Source organism: Acinetobacter sp. P1(2023), assembly GCF_028367635.1.
GTDB classification, from domain to species: Bacteria; Pseudomonadota; Gammaproteobacteria; order Pseudomonadales; family Moraxellaceae; genus Acinetobacter; species Acinetobacter pittii_E.
The window spans coordinates 147,276-169,494 of the sequence record NZ_JAQNDD010000002.1 but is presented as its reverse complement, the minus strand read 5'-3'; the positions used below and the strand labels follow the sequence as shown (position 1 = coordinate 169,494).

The 22,219-nt window shown below is 38.6% G+C and carries 21 protein-coding genes; 13 read left to right on the top strand and 8 right to left on the bottom strand.

The window, feature by feature from the left end:
- Window positions 1-98: 98 nt before the first annotated feature.
- Window positions 99-1,271 (top strand): iron-dependent methanol dehydrogenase, encoded by a 1,173-nt coding sequence (gene mdh / locus POD11_RS03870; RefSeq protein ID WP_016140620.1) that lies wholly within the window; start codon window positions 99-101, stop codon window positions 1,269-1,271.
- 194 nt (window positions 1,272-1,465) lie between these two features.
- Complete coding sequence (locus POD11_RS03865; RefSeq protein WP_239969189.1) at window positions 1,466-2,434, top strand: alpha/beta hydrolase; 969 nt, start codon at window positions 1,466-1,468, stop codon at window positions 2,432-2,434.
- Here the strand turns inward: POD11_RS03865 and POD11_RS03860 are convergent.
- Window positions 2,431-3,621: a helix-turn-helix domain-containing protein gene (locus POD11_RS03860; RefSeq protein WP_016140618.1), complete on the bottom strand. Its 1,191-nt coding sequence runs from the start codon at window positions 3,619-3,621 to the stop codon at window positions 2,431-2,433. The genes POD11_RS03865 and POD11_RS03860 overlap by 4 nt on opposite strands.
- Window positions 3,622-3,763: 142 nt before the next feature.
- Between POD11_RS03860 and exaC the strand changes: the two genes are divergently transcribed.
- The 5 genes from exaC (at window position 3,764) to POD11_RS03835 (ending at window position 10,052) form a co-directional block, all read left to right on the top strand.
- A complete protein-coding gene (gene exaC, locus POD11_RS03855) occupies window positions 3,764-5,275 on the top strand; it encodes an acetaldehyde dehydrogenase ExaC (RefSeq protein WP_224991302.1) in 1,512 nt (503 codons plus the stop codon).
- Between the two features lie 225 nt (window positions 5,276-5,500).
- On the top strand, window positions 5,501-6,937 hold the full coding sequence (gene eat / locus POD11_RS03850) for an ethanolamine permease (protein ID WP_262456451.1): 1,437 nt from the start codon (window positions 5,501-5,503) through the stop codon (window positions 6,935-6,937).
- A gap of 14 nt (window positions 6,938-6,951) precedes the next feature.
- Complete coding sequence (locus tag POD11_RS03845) at window positions 6,952-8,337, top strand: ethanolamine ammonia-lyase subunit EutB (RefSeq protein ID WP_262456450.1); 1,386 nt, start codon at window positions 6,952-6,954, stop codon at window positions 8,335-8,337.
- Between the two features lie 10 nt (window positions 8,338-8,347).
- Window positions 8,348-9,163, top strand: a complete 816-nt coding sequence (gene eutC / locus POD11_RS03840) for an ethanolamine ammonia-lyase subunit EutC (RefSeq protein ID WP_262456449.1) — start codon at window positions 8,348-8,350, stop codon at window positions 9,161-9,163.
- Window positions 9,164-9,329: 166 nt separating this feature from the next.
- Window positions 9,330-10,052, top strand: coding sequence for a glutamine amidotransferase (locus POD11_RS03835; RefSeq protein WP_262456448.1), 723 nt, complete (start codon window positions 9,330-9,332; stop codon window positions 10,050-10,052).
- A gap of 408 nt (window positions 10,053-10,460) precedes the next feature.
- Here POD11_RS03835 and POD11_RS03830 read toward each other — a convergent pair whose 3' ends face one another.
- Window positions 10,461-12,188, bottom strand: coding sequence for a glutamine--tRNA ligase/YqeY domain fusion protein (locus POD11_RS03830; RefSeq protein WP_262456446.1), 1,728 nt, complete (start codon window positions 12,186-12,188; stop codon window positions 10,461-10,463).
- 167 nt (window positions 12,189-12,355) lie between these two features.
- Here POD11_RS03830 and POD11_RS03825 point away from each other — a divergent pair, with 167 nt between their 5' ends.
- The 3 genes from POD11_RS03825 to nfsB all read left to right on the top strand — a co-directional run bounded on the left by POD11_RS03825 (window position 12,356) and on the right by nfsB (window position 14,492).
- Window positions 12,356-12,865, top strand: coding sequence for a peptidylprolyl isomerase (locus POD11_RS03825; RefSeq protein WP_002122280.1), 510 nt, complete (start codon window positions 12,356-12,358; stop codon window positions 12,863-12,865).
- A gap of 15 nt (window positions 12,866-12,880) precedes the next feature.
- Window positions 12,881-13,600, top strand: coding sequence for a UDP-2,3-diacylglucosamine diphosphatase (locus tag POD11_RS03820; RefSeq protein WP_262456443.1), 720 nt, complete (start codon window positions 12,881-12,883; stop codon window positions 13,598-13,600).
- A gap of 238 nt (window positions 13,601-13,838) precedes the next feature.
- Window positions 13,839-14,492, top strand: coding sequence for an oxygen-insensitive NAD(P)H nitroreductase (gene nfsB, locus POD11_RS03815; RefSeq protein WP_262456442.1), 654 nt, complete (start codon window positions 13,839-13,841; stop codon window positions 14,490-14,492).
- A 36-nt stretch (window positions 14,493-14,528) separates the two neighbouring features.
- On the opposite strand, the gene POD11_RS03810 is transcribed toward nfsB, so the two are convergent.
- The 5 genes from POD11_RS03810 to tsaE all read right to left on the bottom strand — a co-directional run bounded on the left by POD11_RS03810 (window position 14,529) and on the right by tsaE (window position 19,506).
- Window positions 14,529-15,389 (bottom strand): DMT family transporter, encoded by an 861-nt coding sequence (locus tag POD11_RS03810; RefSeq protein WP_262456440.1) that lies wholly within the window; start codon window positions 15,387-15,389, stop codon window positions 14,529-14,531.
- Between the two features lie 140 nt (window positions 15,390-15,529).
- On the bottom strand, window positions 15,530-16,045 hold the full coding sequence (gene hfq / locus POD11_RS03805) for an RNA chaperone Hfq (protein ID WP_016140609.1): 516 nt from the start codon (window positions 16,043-16,045) through the stop codon (window positions 15,530-15,532).
- Window positions 16,046-16,139: 94 nt separating this feature from the next.
- Window positions 16,140-17,084 (bottom strand): tRNA (adenosine(37)-N6)-dimethylallyltransferase MiaA, encoded by a 945-nt coding sequence (gene miaA, locus POD11_RS03800; RefSeq protein WP_262456439.1) that lies wholly within the window; start codon window positions 17,082-17,084, stop codon window positions 16,140-16,142.
- A 6-nt stretch (window positions 17,085-17,090) separates the two neighbouring features.
- Window positions 17,091-19,040, bottom strand: coding sequence for a DNA mismatch repair endonuclease MutL (gene mutL, locus POD11_RS03795; RefSeq protein WP_262456438.1), 1,950 nt, complete (start codon window positions 19,038-19,040; stop codon window positions 17,091-17,093).
- Complete coding sequence (gene tsaE, locus POD11_RS03790; protein ID WP_262456436.1) at window positions 19,033-19,506, bottom strand: tRNA (adenosine(37)-N6)-threonylcarbamoyltransferase complex ATPase subunit type 1 TsaE; 474 nt, start codon at window positions 19,504-19,506, stop codon at window positions 19,033-19,035. Before tsaE ends, mutL begins: the two co-directional genes overlap by 8 nt.
- 120 nt (window positions 19,507-19,626) lie before the next feature.
- Between tsaE and POD11_RS03785 the strand changes: the two genes are divergently transcribed.
- The 3 genes from POD11_RS03785 to POD11_RS03775 all read left to right on the top strand — a co-directional run bounded on the left by POD11_RS03785 (window position 19,627) and on the right by POD11_RS03775 (window position 21,497).
- Window positions 19,627-20,535, top strand: coding sequence for a pseudouridine synthase (locus tag POD11_RS03785; RefSeq protein ID WP_262456434.1), 909 nt, complete (start codon window positions 19,627-19,629; stop codon window positions 20,533-20,535).
- 111 nt (window positions 20,536-20,646) lie between these two features.
- A complete protein-coding gene (locus POD11_RS03780) occupies window positions 20,647-20,955 on the top strand; it encodes a type II toxin-antitoxin system RelB/DinJ family antitoxin (protein ID WP_224991309.1) in 309 nt (102 codons plus the stop codon).
- A gap of 98 nt (window positions 20,956-21,053) precedes the next feature.
- Window positions 21,054-21,497, top strand: a complete 444-nt coding sequence (locus POD11_RS03775) for a GNAT family N-acetyltransferase (protein ID WP_016140603.1) — start codon at window positions 21,054-21,056, stop codon at window positions 21,495-21,497.
- On the opposite strand, the gene POD11_RS03770 is transcribed toward POD11_RS03775, so the two are convergent.
- Window positions 21,490-22,194, bottom strand: coding sequence for a pseudouridine synthase (locus POD11_RS03770; RefSeq protein ID WP_262456429.1), 705 nt, complete (start codon window positions 22,192-22,194; stop codon window positions 21,490-21,492). The two genes, POD11_RS03775 and POD11_RS03770, sit on opposite strands and share 8 nt — an antisense overlap.
- Window positions 22,195-22,219 lie beyond the last annotated feature (25 nt).

The window sequence follows — 22,219 nt, the reverse complement described above, 5'->3', positions numbered from 1 at the left end:
TGGTAGGTAGGAAAATAATCTTCACATCACAATACTAAGGCCATGGTGAGGCTCACCTGTAATAACAAACAATGGATTTATGGAAAAGGAATCACTCCATGGCTTTTAAAAATATTGCAGATCAAACAAACGGTTTTTATATTCCATGCGTATCACTCTTTGGACCAGGATGTGCCAAAGAAATAGGTATAAAGGCACAAAACCTCGGCGCAAAAAAAGCATTAATTGTGACCGATGAAGGCTTATTTAAATTTGGTGTTGCAGATCTTATCGCGAACTATTTAACTGAAGCAGGCGTCGCGAGCCATATTTTCCCAGGTGCAGAACCTAACCCAACCGATATTAATGTTCACAACGGTGTGAATGCCTATAACGAAAATGGCTGTGACTTTATTGTCTCTCTAGGTGGCGGTTCATCTCATGACTGTGCAAAAGGGATTGGCTTAGTTACTGCAGGTGGTGGTCATATTCGTGACTACGAAGGCATCGATAAAAGTAAGGTTCCGATGACGCCATTGATTGCAGTGAATACAACGGCTGGTACTGCATCTGAAATGACTCGTTTCTGTATTATTACCAATACAGACACTCACGTAAAAATGGCAATTGTTGACTGGCGCTGTACCCCACTTATTGCGATTGATGATCCGAAACTTATGATTGCAAAACCGGCAGGTTTAACCGCTGCAACAGGTATGGATGCGTTAACCCATGCAGTTGAAGCATATGTTTCTACGGCGGCAAATCCAATTACTGATGCCTGTGCAGAAAAAGCCATCACGATGATTAGTCAATGGTTACAACCTGCAGTTGCCAATGGTGAAAACATCGAAGCGCGTGATGCAATGAGCTATGCACAATACTTGGCTGGTATGGCATTTAACAATGCATCTTTAGGTTATGTTCATGCAATGGCGCACCAGTTAGGTGGTTTTTACAACTTACCTCACGGTGTGTGTAACGCAATTTTGTTACCACACGTATGTGAATTTAACTTAATTGCTTGTCCAGATCGTTATGCAAAAATCGCTGAGTTAATGGGTGTGAATACTCAAGGGCTGACTCTAACAGAAGCTGCGTATGCTGCAATTGATGCCATTCGCAAACTGTCTTCATCGATTGGTATCCCATCTGGTTTAACAGAGCTTGGAGTAAAAACCGAAGACCTTGCTGTCATGGCCGATAACGCTCAAAAAGACGCATGTATGCTCACCAACCCTCGTAAAGCAAACCATGCACAAGTTGTGGAGATTTTCAAAGCAGCACTTTAATACTGATGTAATGGCATATCCCTCTAGTAAGTCAAATCCCTCCGACCGTTGACTTACTTTTTTGGGAATACTTAGCTCCAGCGGTATTCCCTTTTTTTAGTACCTTTATTCCAACCTTCTCTAAACCTGATTGACAATTCGCCCATTTCATTGAAGGATACTCTGCATGACTTAATGACAATAGCTCGATAAAAATGAATACATCTTCAGCTAATCAAACTTATGTTCCAGATATTTTAGGTACTGGCTACGAACAGCTCACACTCAACTTTCCTAGTGATTATGAAGGTAAAGTTGTAGCAACTTTAGTGCGTAAAAAGGCCTCTCAACCGTCTCAAAAAGCCGTACTTTATGTTCATGGTTTTTTAGATTATTTCTTTCAAACCGAAATGGCTGAGCAATTCAATGCCCATGGTTATGACTTCTATGCACTCGATCTCAGAAAATACGGCCGTTCAAAGCTGCCTCATCAAATTTTCTATAATGTGCTTGATTTAAATGAATATGATGCCGAAATTACTCAAGCATTAGAAATTATTGGCAAAGAGCAACACAATCAAGTTTTACTTGCAGGGCATTCAACTGGCGGTTTGACAGCAACACTTTATGCTGCCCATCATCCAGCTCATCCTCTTATTAAAGCGCTCTGGGCGAATAGTCCGTTTTACGACTTTAATTTAAGCTTGGTCGAGAAAAAATTCGGTATTCCAGTGCTCAGTCGAGTAGGAAAATATCTGCCTAAGGTTAAATTTCCAAGCAAACTTAACAAATGGTACACCACCAGCCTTCACAAACAGCTTAAGGGTGAATGGGACTTTAATCTGGACTGGAAACCTACCTCTGCCCCTACGGTTCAACTCAGCTTTCTACATGCAATTCATACGGCACAAAAAGAAATACACCGCGGCGTTAAACTGAATATTCCCGCACTCATTATGCATTCACATCAAACTAAAAACCCTAAAAAATGGGGAACAGATGCGACTCAAAGCGATGTGATTTTAGACGTTAAAGACATTGCGAAATTTGGTAAAAAAATCAAAGGCGATGTCTCTATTGTCCCTATTCAAAATGGATTGCACGACTTAGTTCTTTCGGCCCAGCCAGTACGAGAACAAGTCTATCAACAATTGTTCCAGTGGCTGGATCAAAAAATCACTTAACTGAGTTTAGGTGAATCAAGGTATTTCACCAGCAATTGATGCGCAGGATGCTCACTCGGTAATAGCTCCATCAGGCGTTCTACCGCATCGATTGCTTCAGGGAAATGGGCGAGATGCTTAAGTAATAAATCTGTTTCTTGGGTTTTAAAAATTGCATCGCTCAAACGTGACTCAAGGCAGTCACGCCATGCACATAAAAATGGACTTTCAGTTTTTGCCAGAAATACGCCTGTGTAAAGCTGCAAAGCAGAAGCCGCATATCCTGCATCCAGTGCCTGTTCAGCTTGTAAAAAATCGGCTTCAACATGCACAAGCAGACGATAGGGACGAGAACCAAGTAAGCCCCCCAAAATATCTCGTAGTTGAGACATTTCAGCTTTAAGTGTACCCATGCTGACTTTACGTTCGCCATAGAGTGCCTGATAAAGATGCTCTAAAGTTAAGCCATGTGGACATAAGGCCAATATCGTCAAAATTTCAATTTGACGCGGCGTTAATAACAAGCTTTTGCCGTTAAATTTGACTTGCGGTGTCGAAAATGCACGAATATGTAACTGTTGACGCTGCTGCTCTAGCAAAGCGGATTGAATAATAGATGCACAACGTTCAGCAGCCAATATTCCTAAACTATTATGATTCTTCCAAGTCGTCGATAAATCAACGACACCAAGAGTTTGTTTCGAGTATGGATCGATAATTGGTGCCGCATAACACACCCAATCATGAATTGATTCCATATAATGTTCATTTGAAAAAACACAGCTTGATTGTTGAGTTTTTAAAGATAAAGCCAAAGCATTAGTGCCTACAAATTCTTCACGCCACTGTCCACCTTGTACAAAATGCACACGCTCAGCAGCACTTTGCATTTGAGCACTTGGCGCCGTCCAAATAATGGTACTACCGATATCACCGACAGCAATCACCATTGAAGATTGCTCTGCAATATGACGCAAGTCGTCGGCACATTGGCTTAAAGCCAGATCTAAAGCATTCTGTGAAGCAGTTTTTTTCTCGACTAATGGAGCAGCAAAACGTTCTTTAGGAATCGCAGCAGAAGCTGATCGTTCCCAAGAGCTTGCAATACTTTGGCCGAGTTTGGCAGCGTTTTGAGGAGAGAGACTATTTTGCGTGCGCAGTTGATCAATCAACGTCCGTTGCTGCAATAAATCCTTTTTTGTGAACATTTGTAAATTCCTTATATATCCACATTTCTATTCCAACCTTTCTCCAACCTTCTTCTTTATATCCTAATTATACAAAGTACGAAAGTACCTACTGACAGGGTTCTTGTTAGTCTTTAGTCCTAAAAAGCAAAGGAATATTTATATGCGCTATATCGATCCAAATCAACCAGGCTCAAAAGTTCAATTCAAATCACAATATGAAAATTTTATTGGCGGTGAATGGGTAGCACCTATAAAGGGTGCATATTTTGATAATGTATCTCCTGTTGACGGAAAAGCTTTTACACGTATTCCACGCTCTAGTGCCGAAGATATTGAGCTCGCTCTAGATGCAGCGCACAAAGCGAAAGCAACATGGAATAAAGCTTCACCAACGGTACGCTCAAATATACTTTTAAAAATTGCTGATCGTTTAGAAGCAAATCTTGAAATGCTTGCTGTTGCAGAAACTTGGGATAACGGTAAAGCAGTCCGTGAAACTTTGGCAGCTGACCTTCCACTTGCGATTGACCATTTCCGTTATTTCGCAGGATGTATTCGTGCTCAAGAAGGCGGTATCTCTGAAATTGATGAAGATACCATTGCTTATCATTTCCATGAACCACTCGGTGTTGTTGGCCAAATTATTCCATGGAACTTCCCAATTTTAATGGCAGCATGGAAACTTGCACCTGCATTAGCAGCGGGTAACTGTGTGGTAATTAAACCAGCTGAACAAACTCCAGTGGGTATTTTGCTGGTCGCTGAACTGATCCAAGACATTTTACCGCCGGGTGTCCTTAATATTGTTAATGGTTTCGGTGCAGAAGTCGGCCGCCCGTTAGCGACAAATCCACGTATTGCCAAAATTGCATTTACAGGGTCAACTCAAACTGGACAAATGGTGATGCAATATGCGACCGAAAATATTATTCCAGTAACGTTAGAACTGGGCGGTAAGTCACCAAACCTTTTCTTTGAAGACATCATGGATAAAGAAGATGACTTCTTGGAAAAAACGCTTGAAGGTTTTGCCATGTTTGCCTTAAACCAAGGTGAAGTATGTACTTGCCCTTCTCGTGCTTTAGTACAAGAAAGTATTGCTGACCAGTTCTTAGAGATGGCTGTCGAACGTGTAAAACGTATTAAGACTGGTCATCCACTTGATACTGAAACCATGATTGGTGCTCAAGCATCGCTACAACAACAAGAGAAAATCTTACGTTGTATTAACACGGGTCGTGAAGAAGGCGCAGAACTTTTACTAGGTGGTAGTGGCCGTAAAGAAGTAGGTGATGGTTACTATGTTGATCCGACTATTTTTAAAGGTCACAACAGCATGCAAGTTTTCCAAGAAGAAATTTTTGGACCTGTACTTGCTGTGACAACATTTAAAGACTTTGACGATGCAATCAAAATTGCCAATGACACCATGTATGGTTTAGGTGCAGGTGTATGGTCACGTTCAGCTCATATTTCTTATCGTGCTGGTCGAGCTATTGAAGCGGGTCGTGTTTGGACAAACTGTTATAACATCTACCCTGCACATGCTGCATTTGGTGGTTATAAGAAGTCAGGTATTGGCCGTGAAAACCATAAGATGATGCTTGATCACTACCAACAAACCAAAAACTTGTTAGTGAGTTATTCAACTAAACCAATGGGCTTCTTCTAAGTTTCGCACCAAGTTGATACCAAATTATCAACATTAGAAAGAAGTAAGGTCATTAATTATATTAAAAGCCGGTAATTTAGATTGCTGGCTTTTTTATTTAGTACAGTCAGCTCTCAGACTTTTACTATCCGGAATAAAAAAGCGTCATCTAATATTTAAAGCACATCATTTAGGCATTGCTTTTGCATTCATTCATTCATACAAACCCACTCGCAGGAGTATTGTATGAATCAACCAGAAACAGCTTCAGTTATTTCTTCAAGTGCAGAAGTCTCATCAGCAGAATATTTTGCTCAGCGTCAACTTAAACAAGGTACCGTGGGTTGGTTACTCCTGATTGGTTTAGGCGTAGCTTATGTGATATCGGGTGATTTTGCCGGTTGGAACTTTGGTATAGCTCAAGGTGGATGGGGTGGCATGTTTATTGCCACTGCCCTCGCTGCAATTATGTATCTGTGCCTGTGTCTTTCTATGTCAGAAATGTCCACCATGATGCCAACAGCAGGTGGCGGTTATAGTTTTGCACGTGCTGCCTTTGGTCCTTTTGGTGGTTATTTAACGGGCACAGCTATTCTAATTGAATACGCAATTGCCCCCGCTGCGATTGCCGTATTTATTGGCGGTTATTGCGAATCTCTATTTGGCATTAATGGCTGGATGATTTATCTTACCTGCTACGCCATTTTTATGGGCATACATCTAAAAGGTGCTGGTGAAGCCTTAAAAATTATGTTTGCGATTACTCTTGTCGCAGCTGTTGCTCTAGTTGTGTTTATTGTCGCAATGATTCCACATTTTAATGCGCAAAATTTGTTAGATATTCCAGTTGGCACAGCAACTGGTGCAAGTCGTTTTCTACCTCATGGCTATTTGGGTATCTGGGCAGCAGTTCCTTTTGCAATCTGGTTTTTCCTCGCAGTTGAAGGTGTTCCTTTAGCAGCTGAAGAAGCAAAAGATCCAGCTAAATCTCTCCCACGCGGTTTAATCGGTGCAATGCTCATATTAACGGCGTTTGCTATGCTCATCTTATTCTTGGGTGCAGGCGCAGCAGGTGCAAGTACTTTACAAAACTCAGGCGCTCCCCTCGTCGATGCATTGGTTAAAGTTTATGGCACCAACACTTGGCTTGCGACTTTTGTAAATTTTGTGGGTTTAGCTGGTTTAATCGCAAGTTTCTTCTCAATTATCTATGCCTATTCACGTCAAATCTTTGCATTGTCACGAGCTGGTTACTTACCTACTTCACTCTCGTTAACTAACAAAAATAAAGCCCCTTATCTTGCAATTATTATTCCGGGCATTATCGGGTTCTTGCTTTCACTGACCAAAGAAGGCGATTCACTGATTTTAATCGCAGTTTTTGGCGCAACCATTTCTTATGTGTTGATTCTCTTATCTCACATCAAACTCCGTCTATCTAAACCCGACATGCCTCGTCCTTATAAAACTCCTGGAGGAATCGTTACTTCAAGTATCGCCTTGGTTCTAGCAGTCGCTGCTGTAGTTGCAGGCTTTATTGTTAATCCGAAAGTTTGGTTTATTGCTGCCGCTATCTATATCGTATTTATTGCTTACTTTTTATTCTACAGCCGCTATCATTTAGTGAAAGGTACACCAGAAGAAGAGTTTGCAAATATTAAAGCCGCAGAACAAGAACTATAAAAAAGGATGCAACTATGAGTTATCGCAATATTGTCGCCAATCAACAGTATCACTTTGCTGACCTAAAAACGTTAATGGCCAAAGCTACACCACTACGTTCTGGTGATGAATTAGCAGGTGTTGCAGCCAGAGATGCAACTGAACATGTTGCGGCACAAATGACTTTGGCCGATGTACCACTTAAAACCTTTTTAAATGAGGTTCTGGTCGATTACGAAACTGATGAAATTACACGACTAATTATTGATGAACATGATCTGGCGGCCTTTGCCCCTATTTCACACTTTACAGTAGGCGATTTTCGAAACTGGTTACTTGGAGAAGATGCCACTGCCCAAAGCTTAAAAGCTTTAGCATCGGGTTTAACTCCAGAAATGGTGGCTGCTGTCAGCAAAATTATGCGCAATCAAGATTTGATTTATGTCGCCAGTAAATGTGAAGTGGTCACCCAATTTCGTAACACGATTGGTTTAAAAGGCCATCTTTCTACCCGTTTACAACCGAACCACCCGACCGACGATGTGCTCGGTATTTCTGCCAGTATTTTAGATGGTTTAATGTATGGCAATGGTGATGCAGTGATTGGTATTAACCCTGCCACAGATAACCTTCATAATTTATCAGAGCTACTGAAATTGCTTGATCATGTGATTCAGGAATATCAAATTCCAACACAATCTTGTGTACTCACACATATCAGCTCAGGTATTCAACTGGCTGAAAAAAATGTACCTATTGATTTAATGTTTCAATCAATCGCTGGCACCCAACTGGCAAACGAAGGTTTTGGAATTTCACTCGATTTACTACAAGAGGGATATGAAGCCACGCTCGCACTTAAACGCGGAACCATTGGACAAAATGTTATGTACTTTGAAACGGGTCAAGGCAGTGCCCTATCAAGTAATGCTCATCACGGCGTGGACCAGCAAACATTAGAAACGCGTGCCTATGCTGTAGCCCGAAAATATAACCCGCTTTTAGTAAATACAGTCGTTGGTTTTATTGGCCCTGAGTACCTCTTTAACGGTAAACAAATTATACGTGCAGGTTTAGAAGATCACTTCTGCGGTAAGTTACTTGGTGTACCGATGGGTTGCGATATTTGCTATACCAACCATGCCGATGCTGACCAAAATGATATGGATGTTCTCCTCACTTTATTTGGCGCCGCGGGCATTAACTTTATTATGGGAATTCCGGGTTCAGACGATGTCATGCTCAACTACCAAACGACTTCGTTTCATGATGCTTTATATTTAAGGCAACTTTTAGGTTTAAAACCCGCTCCTGAGTTTTCCGCTTGGCTTGAGCAGCAAGGTATTTTTAAACAACAAAACTCTCAAATCTGTTGGGCAGACCACATGCCTGACCAATTCTCTCGTCTGCTCATGAACTAGGGAGAACACTATGAAACTGAACCGTGATATTCAATATCTCTCAAACACCCATCAAGATCAGTGGGAAAAACTTAAACAGTTTACTGATGCTCGTATTGCTCTGGGCCGTGCTGGTTGTAGCATTCCAACACGCGCTTTACTTGAGTTCCAGTTGTCGCATGCGCAAGCAAAAGATGCGGTTTATCAAGATATGGATGTTTCCTCTTTATCTGAGCAATTAGCGCAACGGCAGCTGCAAAGTCTTCATGTTCAAAGCAATGCATCTAATAAAGAAATTTATCTTAAACGCCCGGATTTAGGGCGCCAGCTTTCAGATCAATCAAAAGATGTCTTAATTAAGAAGTATGCAGAAGACCCTCAACAATACGATGTTTGTATTGTGGTTGGTGACGGACTTTCAGCAAGAGCGATTGAAGCGAATGCTATTCCATTTATTACCGCGCTAAGTGAACACATTCAGCAAGAAAACTGGAGCCTTGCACCAATTGCACTAGCTACAGGTAGCCGAGTTGCTTTGGGTGATGAAGTCGCAGAAATCTTTAAAGCATCCATGCTAGTGATGCTGATTGGTGAGCGCCCTGGTTTAAGCTCTCCGGATAGTATGGGAATTTACTACACATGGAATGCATATTCGGGTTGCCTTGATGCCAAACGTAATTGTATTTCTAATGTTCGCTCAGCAGGTTTAAGTATTCCAGTTGCAGTACAACGTTTAGTGGCATTAATGAAAAAATCAAAACAGCTCGGCTTTTCAGGAGTTAATTTAAAAGACGAACATCAACTTTCAGATATAGGTCTTGAGGGAACTCAAAAGCTATTATTTTAAGCAATAGAATATGCAAAGAGATTTATTGAAAAATAGATAATCCTTTGCATAACAATATTATCTTAACGAAAAATATCAATTTTCAGGTATTGACGATTTATACAGATATTTTCTTCTTTATATTTATCGCTATACTCCACCTATTGATCTTCTATGAATCATTTGTATGAACACAACAAACGCCTTCCCTAAAACTATTTATGCCATCCAGCATCTTGCTTTCGAAGACCTAGGTTCATTAGAAGATGTCTTTTATCAACTTGGATTTCGCGTCCGTTATTTTGAGGCCGGTGTAGATGATTTAACTGCTGCTTTTACACACGATGGATTAACTATTATTTTAGGTGGACCAATCGGGGTTTACGAAACCGAAGATTATCCGTTTTTAAAAGATGAAATCGCTTTACTCAAACAACGCTTGGCAGCAGACAAACCTACACTTGGTATTTGTTTAGGTGCGCAGCTTATTGCTCATGCACTTGGCGCAAAAGTATATGCAGGACATCAAAAAGAAATTGGCTGGGGAGCCTTAAGCTTAAGTTTACGTGCCAATCAGGTGTTATCTCCTTTGCTTAATAATGTGCATGTTCTACATTGGCATGGTGATACTTTCGATCTTCCTGAAAATGCTGTGCTATTAGCTAGCTCAGAGATTTATACCAATCAGGCATTCGAAGTTGGGAATAATATTCTTGCATTGCAATTCCATATTGAAACGACAGAAGAAAATTTTGAGAAATGGCTGATTGGCCATACATGCGAACTTCGCAATGCCAATATTTCAATTCCAAAACTTCGAGAAGAAAACTTACAACATGCTCAAGCACTCGAACATGCAGCATTTGAAGTAATTCAAAAATTTCTAAAACGCATTGGATATAGTGGTTAATAATATAAGTTAATCTACAATTTAATATATTAATCAAATTATATTTATAAACTGAATGTTTATTTTTTACCCAAAGATAGATTATTAATCTATCTTTGGGAACATTTACTTTTAAATTACGTGTATTATAAATTTATTAATTTTGTAACATAAAATATACGCTGATTTACTATGGACATCTGGAAATTTATTAAAAGCTTTAATACGGTAAATACCTATTTATTGCTTGCATGTATTCTTCTTACCGTATTAGTTCTTTATTTTTATGTGATTAACCCAACCTAAGCTACTTTGCCAAGGACGTTAATCATAAAGAAAAAGAAAATATGAGAAGACATCTAACAAAAAAGCCCAACTTTACAGTTGGGCTTTTTTGTTAGCTAAAATTTAATCAAAATATGTTGGGTCTTACTTTTTCTCAGGCTTAAAGCTGTCTTTTAAATCAAGAACACGGTTAAACACAGGCTTTTCAGGAGTGTGATCGTATTGATCAGCAACGAAATAACCTTCACGCTCAAATTGGAAACGATCTTCTGGCTTCGCTTGAGCTAAAGCAGGTTCAATGACTGCCTGAACTACTTTCAAAGAATCTGGATTTAAGTTTGCTAAGAAATCATCACCAGTTTCTGGGTCAGCTTCTGTAAATAATCGATCATAAATACGTACTTCAGCAGGAATACCTTTAGTTGCAGACACCCAGTGAATCACGCCTTTTACTTTACGACCTTCAGGGTTTTTGCCTAAAGTTTCAGGATCGATTGAACACTTCAGCTCAATCACCTCACCGTTTGCATCTTTAATTACTTCATCACATTTAATGACATAAGCATGGCGTAAACGTACTTCACCATCAGGAATTAATCGTTTAAAGCCTTTTGGTGGTACTTCTTCAAAATCTTTACGGTCAATATAGATTTCCTTAGTTAAAGGAATCACACGATCACCCATATCCACATTAGGATGGCGAGCATGAGTAAGATCCATATCTTCAGGTAAGTTAGTTAAAGTCACTTTAAGTGGACTTAAAACAGCCATACCACGCGCAGCAGTATTTTCTAAAGATTGACGAATACAGAACTCAAGCATTGCAACATCTACAATACCATCAGTTTTTGACACGCCTACACGTTTACAGAAATCACGTAAACCTTCAGGAGTAAAACCACGACGGCGCATACCTACTACGGTTGGCATACGAGGGTCATCCCAACCATTTACATGGGCACCTTCCACCAATTTACGTAGTTTACGTTTTGAAGTGATGGTGTAATCAACGTTTAAACGTGAAGATTCATATTGATGTGGAACTGCTTTAGATTTTACTTTTTCTACAACCCAGTCATAAAACGGACGGTGATCTTGGAATTCCAATGTACAAAGTGAATGAGTAATCCCTTCAATGGCATCAGACAATGGATGAGCGTAGTCATACATTGGATAGATTTTCCATTTATCGCCAGTTTGGTGATGCTCTGAATGCAATACACGATATAAAATCGGATCACGCATGTGTACATTTGAACTTGCCATATCAATCTTGGCACGTAAAACTGCTTCACCTTCTTTAAACTCACCATTACGCATTTTTTCAAAACGAGCAAGGTTTTCTTCAATAGAGGCATCACGGTATGGAGAGTTTTTACCCGGTTCAACAAAGCTACCGCGGTTTAACTTAATTTCTTCTGGAGATTGTAAATCTACATATGCATCGCCCTGTTCAATCAATTGAACTGCCCATGCATATAATTGATCAAAGTAACCTGATGCATAGCGTGGTTCACCATTCCAGTTAAAACCAAGCCATTTCACATCATTCGCAATACCATCAACATATTCTTGTTCTTCAGCATCAGGATTTGTATCGTCAAAACGCAAATTACATAAACCATCAAACTCTTCAGCCACACCAAAGTTCAAGCAAATTGCTTTTACATGGCCAATATGTAAATAGCCATTTGGTTCTGGTGGAAAACGCGTTACGATCTGTTTTGCACGACCCGTTGCTAAATCATCAGTAATGACTTGGCGAACAAAATCTAAGCCAGCCTGTTGTTCTTGCTGCGCAGAATCGACAGAGGCATGAGTATTCGGTGTCGGGTTATTTGGCAGGTTCGAGACAACATCATTAGGCTTCATAGTGTATCAATCACTTCTTTGTAGATAAATTTCGAAAAATTTAAACGCTATCTTCATTTTTCACAAAGATTTTAACGTTTTTTACTTGCCTTGTAGTTTACAGTTTGCTTATGCTTCTCTCAACCAAAAACCCATGGTCATAAGCCCATGTTTAGGAGATTAATGTAATGAGTTTTCCTCAAGTCGAATTAAACACCAATAAAGGTCGTATTGTTCTTGAACTAAATACTGAAAAAGCACCAAAAACAGTAGCAAACTTTTTAGAATATGTACGTGACGGTTTTTATGACGGCGTTATTTTCCACCGTGTCATTGATGGTTTCATGATCCAAGGTGGCGGGATGGATGAAAACTTCAAAGAAAAAGCAACTCGTGATTCTATCGAAAACGAAGCGGACAACGGTTTAAGCAATGATGTTGGTACGATTGCTATGGCACGTACTCAAGCACCTCACTCTGCTTCTGCACAGTTCTTCATTAACGTAAAAAACAACTCTTTCTTAAACCATACCTCAAAAACTGCTCAAGGTTGGGGTTATGCTGTATTTGGTAAAGTTGTTGAAGGTATGGACGTTGTTGAAGCGATCAAAGGTGTTCGCACAGGCAACCGTGGTTACCACGCTGACGTTCCTTTAGAAAACGTTGTTATCGAATCTGCTAAAATTATTTCTGAATAATTTTAGGAATAAGCTGTGACTTATCTGTTTATTTCAGATCTACACTTGTCACCTGAACACCCTCGACTTGTTCGAGGGTTTTTAGATTTATTGGTGCATTATCAAAATAAACAAACACAGCTTTATATTTTAGGTGATTGGTTTAACGCTTGGATTGGCGATGATTACTCAGCACCATGGCTCGATGAAATTGTTGAAGCATTAAAAGAATTTAGCAAAAAAGGAAATCGGGTTTACTTTCAAGTTGGCAACCGTGATTTTGCCTTAAATCAGGTTTTTCTTAATAAATTTAACGGTGTATTACTACCTGACATTTATTATCTCAACATTGCTGGACATCAGTACCGTTTAGAACACGGTGATGCTCTATGTACAGATGATATTTCTTATCAAAGATTTAAGAAGATTATTCGAAATCCGCTCTTAGTTGCTCTTTTACGCCGGACACCTCTCAGTTTTCGTACCAAACTGGTGAATGGTTTTCGTAAAAGAAGCTCTGCTGATAAAGAGCAAAAAAGCTATGAAATTATGGATGTGAATGAACAAGCTGTTATTTCTGCTTTAGAAGATGTAGATATACTGATTCATGGGCATACTCATCGCCCTTCAATTCATCAGGTACAAGCTAAACAACGAATTGTTCTTGGCGATTGGCGTGAAGATCAAGCTTATATTTTGGAAATTGATCCATCTACAAATACGAAACAGCTTGAATTGGTTGTCTGGAATTATTAGCTAGAGAAGACTCAATACAAATGCAAAAATTAGAAAGGCTTTAATAATTCTAATTTCTCGCAGTTTACTTTTTCGATTAATTGATATTAATTCAAACATTTTCAAAAAATTAGTAAAAATTTTATATAAGTATTATATTTCCTTAGCACATTAAAATGCAGAGGTTTTTCTCTAAAATCGCGTATGATGCCAAAGATTAGAACCCTTCCATTGTAATAAGATTAATATGGAGTAAAGTATGGATTTATTAAATACGGTAAAAAGTCGCTACACTACCAAAGCGTACGATCCTGAGAAAAAAATTCCTCAAGAAAAACTTAATAAATTATTAGAAATATTACGTTTCACTCCCTCTTCAGTAAATATTCAGCCTTGGCATTTCGTAGTTGCAGATAATCTCGCTGCTAAAGAACGTATCGCGAAAGCCTTAACAGGCAAATATGCTTACAATGCACCCAAAGTGCTTGAGTCATCACATACAATTGTTTTCTGCACAAAAACAGATATTTCATCTGAATATTTAAATCAATTACTTGAACAAGATGATTTAAGTGGTCGTTTTAAAGATGAAAAAGCAAAGCTTGGCCAAAAAGATACTCGCCATGGCTATGTTGAATTTTATCGAAATGAACAGAAAAATTTATATGGATGGATGGAAAACCAAACATTCATTGCTTTAGGACAGTTACTGTTTGCTGCCGGGTTAGAAGGCATTGACGCAACTCCAATGGGTGGCTTTGATGAAGAAGTTTTAAATACTGAGCTCGGATTAACTGAAAAAGGCTTAAGAAGCTCTGTGATTGTTTCACTAGGCTATCGTAGTGAAAGTGACTTTAATGCCAAACTTCCTAAATCACGTTTGCCAGATGAAGTGATTTTCACATACTTATAAAGATCTAAATAGTTCAAGAGGTTCGACTCTCTTGAACTATGAAGCCATCGCACTTGCCAAACAAATTACCCCACTTATTCCTAAAAGAATCCCCAAAATAGTAGGCCATTTTAATTTTTCTTTATATAAGATCACTCCACTGACAATCCCCAATAACACCACAAGAATATTCATGCTTGCAAAAACAATTGCAGGTGAATCTTTTAAAAGAATATGAGCCTTTACATATAAAGCAATATTCAAAAAATTAAGTACACCTAATACTAATCCAGCTAGCGTACTTTTAAATTGCCACTTTTGATTTTTCTGTACGAGTAAATATGAAATCGATAATATAAAACCAGTAATAAAAATAAGATTTAAAGTAAGTGTAAACTGAAGTCCTAGACTACTTGTATATTTTAAGAGAATGTCTACTGCTGCATAACCACACCATACACTTAATAGAGCAAATATCGCTTTTTGAGATTGATGATTTGAGAAAGAATTCATTTGCCCAAATAAGACAAGTAAGACTGCAAAAATTCCTAGGCCTATTCCCCATAGTTTTAATGCATTAAATTGCTCATGAAAAAAGAAATATGCTGCAAGTAAAGAGAGAACAACCGAAAGTCGTTGGGCAAGTTCTGTCTTAACAATTCCGGCATATTCTAATGATTTAGTAAGACATAAAAAAATACTAGGTAAAATTATCCCTAAGGCAATAATTAGCCACCAAGGCGTATGTTGTATTGAAACATGTTGAATATCAGGCTGAAACCACAAAAAACAAAGCAGACTTGCGCTTGCATAATTCCATGCAATCATTTGTAAGGGTTGATAACCTTTTCTCTTTAAATTTTTTAATAGGATAGACACCAAGACACTGCTTAAAGCAGCAGCTAATATTAATATCATTTGTTAAGCCCTATTTATTTAAATATATTAGCTATCATGTTCAAATCCTTACCCATGACCAGTTAAATATTTGGAAGCAACTTTTAAATACACATAAAAAAACCAGTCATTATCTGACTGGTTTCTTTTTTAGATTTCAATTAACGATTATTTTCGTCGTCTTGACCATCTTCAAATTTAGTATCGTTGTCAAAACCACCTTGATGACCGCCGAAACCGCCTTGACCACCGAAGCCACCTTGACCACCGAAGCCACCTTGACCACCGAAGCCGCCACCTTGACCACCGAAGCCGCCTTGACCACCGAAGCCGCCTTGAGCGCCGCCGAAGCCACCTTGAGCGCCGCCGAAGCCGCCGCCTTGAGCACCGCCGAAGCCGCTACCTTGACCACCAAAACCGCCTTGAGTGCCACCTTGTGCTGGGAAGCCTGTACCTTGAGCGCCTGCTGGACGTGGGTTACGTGCTGGAACAACAGTTGAGATCGCGTGTTTGTAAACCATTTGACTTACAGTATTTTTTAATAAAACAACATATTGGTCAAAAGATTCAATATGACCCTGTAATTTAATACCGTTCACAAGGAAAATAGAAACAGGGATACGTTCTTTACGGAGAGAATTTAAGAACGGATCTTGTAAAGTTTGACCTTTAGACATTTTTAACTCCAAAAAAAAATTTTTAAATCAGCGCAAAAAAACTATCTTTATTTTTCAACTAAAAATTATAAAAAGACAGTGTGCAAATTTTGCTTTATCCATAAGAGTTTCGCAAGTCTTCTTTCGCCTGCTTTATCGTCAAGTAAGTTTTAAAATCGTGTATTTCTTGCAAAGAACGTAACCACGTATATTGACGTTTGGCAAGTTGTCGTGTTGCAAATAAAGCTTTATCCTCCATTTCACGTTTACTTTTGAGACTTAAGTCACTTTTTAATAAAAATTCTAGTGCTTGTCGATAACCCACTGAACGCATTGAGGGTAAATTTTCATCTAAATCGTATTTTTCAATTAGAGCTTCAACTTCACTCAAAAAACCGATATCCCACATTTTGCTTAATCTTTGCTCAATGCGTTGATGTAATTCTACCCGATCTGGAAGCAAAGCATAGTTATGAAATATGTATCGATATGGTACGTTTTTTGGTTGTTCTGCCTGTAATTTAGTAATTGGTTCGCCCGTTATTTTATAAACTTCTAAAGCCCGAATAATCCGTTGCTTATCAGTCACATTAAACTTTATAGCTGCAGCTGGGTCTACAGAAACTAACTCATCATAAACTGCCTGCCATCCTTGATTTAGAGCTTTCTCTTCAATTGCAGCTCGAATTTCTGCATCTGCGCTTGGCAAATTACCAGACAAGCCCTCTAATAATGCCTTGAAATACAACATTGTCCCTCCTACTAAAATAGGAGTTTTCCCACGCGAATGCATTTCATCAATTAATTTACAGGCATCTTCAACAAATTGAGCAGCTGAATAGACTTCTAAAGGAGTAATAATATCAATGAGGTGATGAGGATAGAGCGATTGTTCTTCACGTGTTGGCTTAGCAGTACCGATATCCATATCTTTATAGACGAGTGCAGAATCAACAGAAATTAGTTCAAAATTTCCACGCTCATATAATTCACATGCCAAAGCGGTTTTCCCGCTCGCAGTTGGTCCCATTAAATTGATGACGGGCAATTGATTTGACATGTAAAACTACTCTCCTCGAGCAAATAATTTATCTAGTTGAGATAATGGAAATGCACGCCAAGTTGGCCGCCCATGGTTACATTGGCTCGCAAATTCGGTTTGTTCCATTTGACGAAGTAAAGCATTCATTTCTGAAAGACTGAGTTGTCGATGTGCACGCACTGCCCCATGACATGCCATTCCAGCGAGTAACTCATCTCTTTTTTGAAGTAATCCTTGTGCTTCATCATTCGGATCTAAATCGTTTAAAAGTTCTGGAATGAGATTTTCAAAATCAGCTTTTTGCAAAATGGCTGGCACACCACGAACAATAACCTGCTCATCACCGTATAAATCAATTTCCAAACCTAGGCGCTCAAGCTGAGGTTTTAATTCCTCAACCCTAACAGCTTGCATACGGCTAATGGAAATCACTTTAGGTATAAGCAATTGCTGAGATGTCCAAAATTCCGGTTTATCCCAAGCATTTTTCATTTGCTGCAATAAAATACGCTCATGGGCCGCATGCATATCAACAATAATAAGCCCTTCGGTATTTTGGGCTAAAATATAAATTCCATGTAGTTGAGCAATTGCGATCCCTAATGGAAACTCATCTACTTTAGCAACTGGCTCTATATCTTCATTTACCGAGAAACTCGCAGGTTGATCACGCAGAGGCGCTAAATAAGTTTTTAAAGCATTATTTAATTGAGCAGAACCATTATATTTGGGTGTTTGATCTGCATACTGAACTGCTTGCGGACGGCTAGCGTTAAAATCGGTTAACAACTCTGTTGGCGCAGGCTGGGTTCGTTCTTCGTTATCTGGGTTTAAAGCTTCCTTTGCTCGGTGCAATGAAAATTGTTCTTGATATTTAGGCTGCGGTTGTACTGAGTAATCTGAGCTTTCATCCGCTTTCATCGCTTGAGCTAGATCAGCACTCGCTGTCTGAAATTGCGCTAGAGTTTCTTTTGCATAATGCCTTACAAACTCATGTACTTCTCTTTGATTTAAAAAGCGAATTTCATGTTTAGTCGGATGGACATTGACATCAATATTTTCAGGATCAACTTCTAAGAAAAGTAAATAAGATGAATGTTGATGACCATGCAAAATACCATCATAGGCCATGCGTAGGGCATGTGAAATTGTTTTATCTTTGACAATACGGCCATTCACATAGACATATTGCATGTCGGCCTGTGCACGTGCATCTGAAGGATGACCAAGCCAACCTGATAAGCGCATGCTAATACTTTCAGCATCAATCCAATATGCATTTTGTACGAATTGTGAGCCTAATAACTGCTGAACTCGCTGAAAACGCAGTTCTCCACTATCTGCTATAGGTAAATTAATTCTAATATTATCATTATGTTCAAGCACAAAACGTATATCGAAATGTGTTAGGGCTAGACGGCGAACGATTTCTTCAATATGACCAAATTCAGTGGTTGGTTTTTTTAAGAATTTACGACGTGCAGGAACATTAAAAAATAAGTCCTGAACTCGAATATGGGTACCTTTTTGTGCTGCAACAGCTTGTACCTCTTGATGATCAAATGCTGTACCGTTTACTTCAACCTGGTGACCAATACCACTTTCATCTTGGCTGCTGGTTAAAGTCAATCTTGAGACAGCAGCAATCGAAGCTAGGGCTTCTCCACGGAATCCCAAACTTACAATCGCATGTAAATCTTCAGCGGTTTTAATCTTACTTGTGGCATGACGCATGACAGCAAGCGCCAAATCGTCCGGATGAATACCGTGCCCATTATCAATGATTTCGATTAAAGTCGAACCACCTTGAGCAATTCGTACAATCAGTTCAGTCGCGCCGGCATCGATAGAGTTTTCTAATAATTCTTTGACCACAGAAGAAGGACGCTCAATTACCTCACCCGCTGCAATCTGGTTCGCTAACGCTGCGTCTAATGTATGGATACGACGTTGTGTTAGCTTTTCATCAGTCATGAAGCTGTTCCTGCAAAATCTGGTATAAATTTTCTGTTGGTACAGTTAATGTTACGAACCGGCTCAACTCATCATCTGACTTTTGAATGTCAATGATGATATCCGCTTGTGGAATTTCATCACCACCTTTAGATGGCCATTCAAACAAAAATAACGCATCAGTGATATCTAAATAGTCACGGATTCCCATTAATTCAAGTTCATACGGATCATTCAAGCGATACAAGTCAAAATGAAAAATTTCTTTATCATTAATTTTATATGGCTCAACGAGTGTATAAGTTGGACTTTTAACAGAGCCTTTATGACCTAAAGCCTGTAAGAAATAGCGCGTAAGTGTGGTTTTACCCGCGCCCAAGTCCCCAATTAAATAAATTACACCCGACTGAACATGCTGCGCCAAAGCTTGAGCTAAACGCTCAGTATCTTCTTCATGATTTAAGACCAATTTCAATGAATACGACATAGCACACATAACATGATTCGAAATAATCGATATGATAACATTGCCCTGCCTTAAAAGCCTACTTAAGCCCTAGAAGTTGGCTTTTTTTATATCAATTTTCTTAAATATTCATACTTTCTTATGTCTAGTCCAAATGAATTTCTTCCCCCCATGATTGATGGAGTAAGTGCGAGTCAAGTCTATCTTCCTCCGCAAAAAGATACTCAAACGATTTATGAGTATCTATGTGGTCATTTTGCACATATTAGAACAGATGAGTGGAAACAAAGATTTCAAGACGGGCTTGTATATGCAGCAAATGGGGATAAATTAACTTTAACTAGTCCCTATGTAAGCAACACCCATATTTTTTATTATCGCTTTCTTGCCTATGAACCGCATGTTCCATTTGAACATCGGATTTTATTTGAGAATGATGATTTATTAGTGGTCGATAAACCACATTTTTTAACAATTAGCCCGACTGGACAATATGTTCAAGAAACACTTTTAGTTCGTCTCAAAAAACAAACAGGTAATGAATTTTTAACCCCTATTCATCGTTTAGACCGTGAAACTGCTGGCGTGGTTTTATTTTGCAAGCGAGTTGAGTCACGCGGTATTTACCAACAATTATTCGCAGAGCGCCAAGTAAATAAAATTTATCACGCTGTTGCACCTTATAAAAAAGATTTAAATTTTCCTCAAACCTTACATTTGCATTTAGATAAAGGTCGTCCTTTTTACACCATGCAGGTTATAGAAAATGCTAAAGCCAATACTCAGACTTATATCGAGTTGATCGAGCACAATCAGATTTGGGCAAAATATCGCTTAACCCCAACAACTGGGAAACAGCATCAACTTCGCGTGCATCTTAATTACTTAGGCATTCCGATTAAAAATGACCCATTTTATCCAATAGTTCAGCACAAAGCTGAAGATGATTTCTCGGAACCCTTACAACTTTTAGCTAAGCATATTTCATTTATAGATCCTCTAACAAAAGAGGGAATGTCTTTTAATTCTAAGTTTGAATTGACATTGTAATGCAACCGTAATGACAAAAAGATTATTTTTTATGCCAAATAACATTGAAATTACATTGCGATGGTTTAAAATGAATTCCTAAAAATTAAAAATCATTTGGTTTTGTTATTCATGCGAAAAACAGAAGTTTATCAGGTTCGACTTGACTCCCAAGAAAAAAAGCAGGCTTTTGCTGTTTTTAAACAACTTGGAATTACCCCTGCCCAAGCGGTACGACTTTTTTTCAAACAGGTCGTACTCACTAAATCTATTCCTTTTGCGATCGAAAATCAGAATATTAATATGGAACAATTATTAAAGCTGAGAAAAGCAAAAGCATCTTCATTGAACCAAAACCCTTTGACTTTAGCTGAAGATGACGACCATGAAGATTTATTTGAAGAACTGAATGCTCTTCTTGGTGAAAGCGACAAAACTTAACACTGTTGCATTTATAAACAAGTTTTAACGTCAAAAAGCTCTTTTTTTCGTTATGCTCTCTTTGTAAAAACATAATGATAAGTTACAAGGAGTGCCAAATGATCGTTAGACGAGCGACTTTTGAAGATTTAGAGCAACTCGCCGTTTTATTTGATGAATACCGCCAATTTTATGGGGCCTCTTCTAATTTTAATGAATCTCTTCACTTCCTTAAACAACGTTTTGAGAACAGAGAAAGTGTGTTCTTCATTCATATTAAAGACGAGAAAATTACGGGTTTTATTTTACTCTATTTAGGTTTTTCTTCAGTTGCTTGTTCAACTTACTATATCTTAGATGATGTCTATGTTACACCCGTTTTCCGTCGTCAAGGTTCAGCTAAACAACTAATTGACACAGCAATCTTATTTGCAAAACAAGAAAATGCTTTGCGGATTAGTTTAGAAACCCAAAGTAACAACCATGAATCTCATCGTTTATATGAACAAATGGGATTCATTCGAGATAGTGAGTTCCAAACTTTTCATTGTTTCCTCAAATAATATTTTGAGCGAGCTGTTTTTGTTGTTCAGATAAATACACCCATTCTCCATCTTCAAGTTCAGGTAAAACCAATTGCCCTACTTGATGGCGATGCAATGCTTCTACTTTATTTCCTACAGCTGCAATCATTCTTTTTACTTGATGATAAACACCTTGATGAATTGTCATAGTCAATTGATGAGTTGCTAATATCTCTACATCCGTTGCAGCAAACACACCTTTTTCTTGATGCAAACTTACGCCTTGTCTCAACCTTTCAATTTGCTCAGGTGTGACTGGATCTATAGTCGTAACATGATAGACCTTTGGAACATGTTTACGAGGATGGGTTAAAGCTTGAAGATATTTACCATCATCGGTAAGTAAAAGTAAGCCTGTGGTATCTTGATCTAGACGGCCAATGGCTTGCACGCCACGTTGAATCATGATTTCCGGTAAAAGGCTAAATACACTTTGATGATGGTGAGGCTGATGTGAACATTCAAAACCTTTTGGTTTTTTTAAAGCGAGGTAAACTTTTTCTCTATATTGATAAGTTTCTCCAAAAAGAGAAAATTCTAAATTTTCAGGAGAGAATTGTTTTTTAAGTTCACTTACAACCTCTCCATCAATACTTACAGATCCATTTTTTATTAACTGCTGACAATATTTACGTGAACCAAACCCTTGTGATTGTAAAATTTTTTCCAGCAGCATGAAGTTTTCTCATTAGAACTAAGCT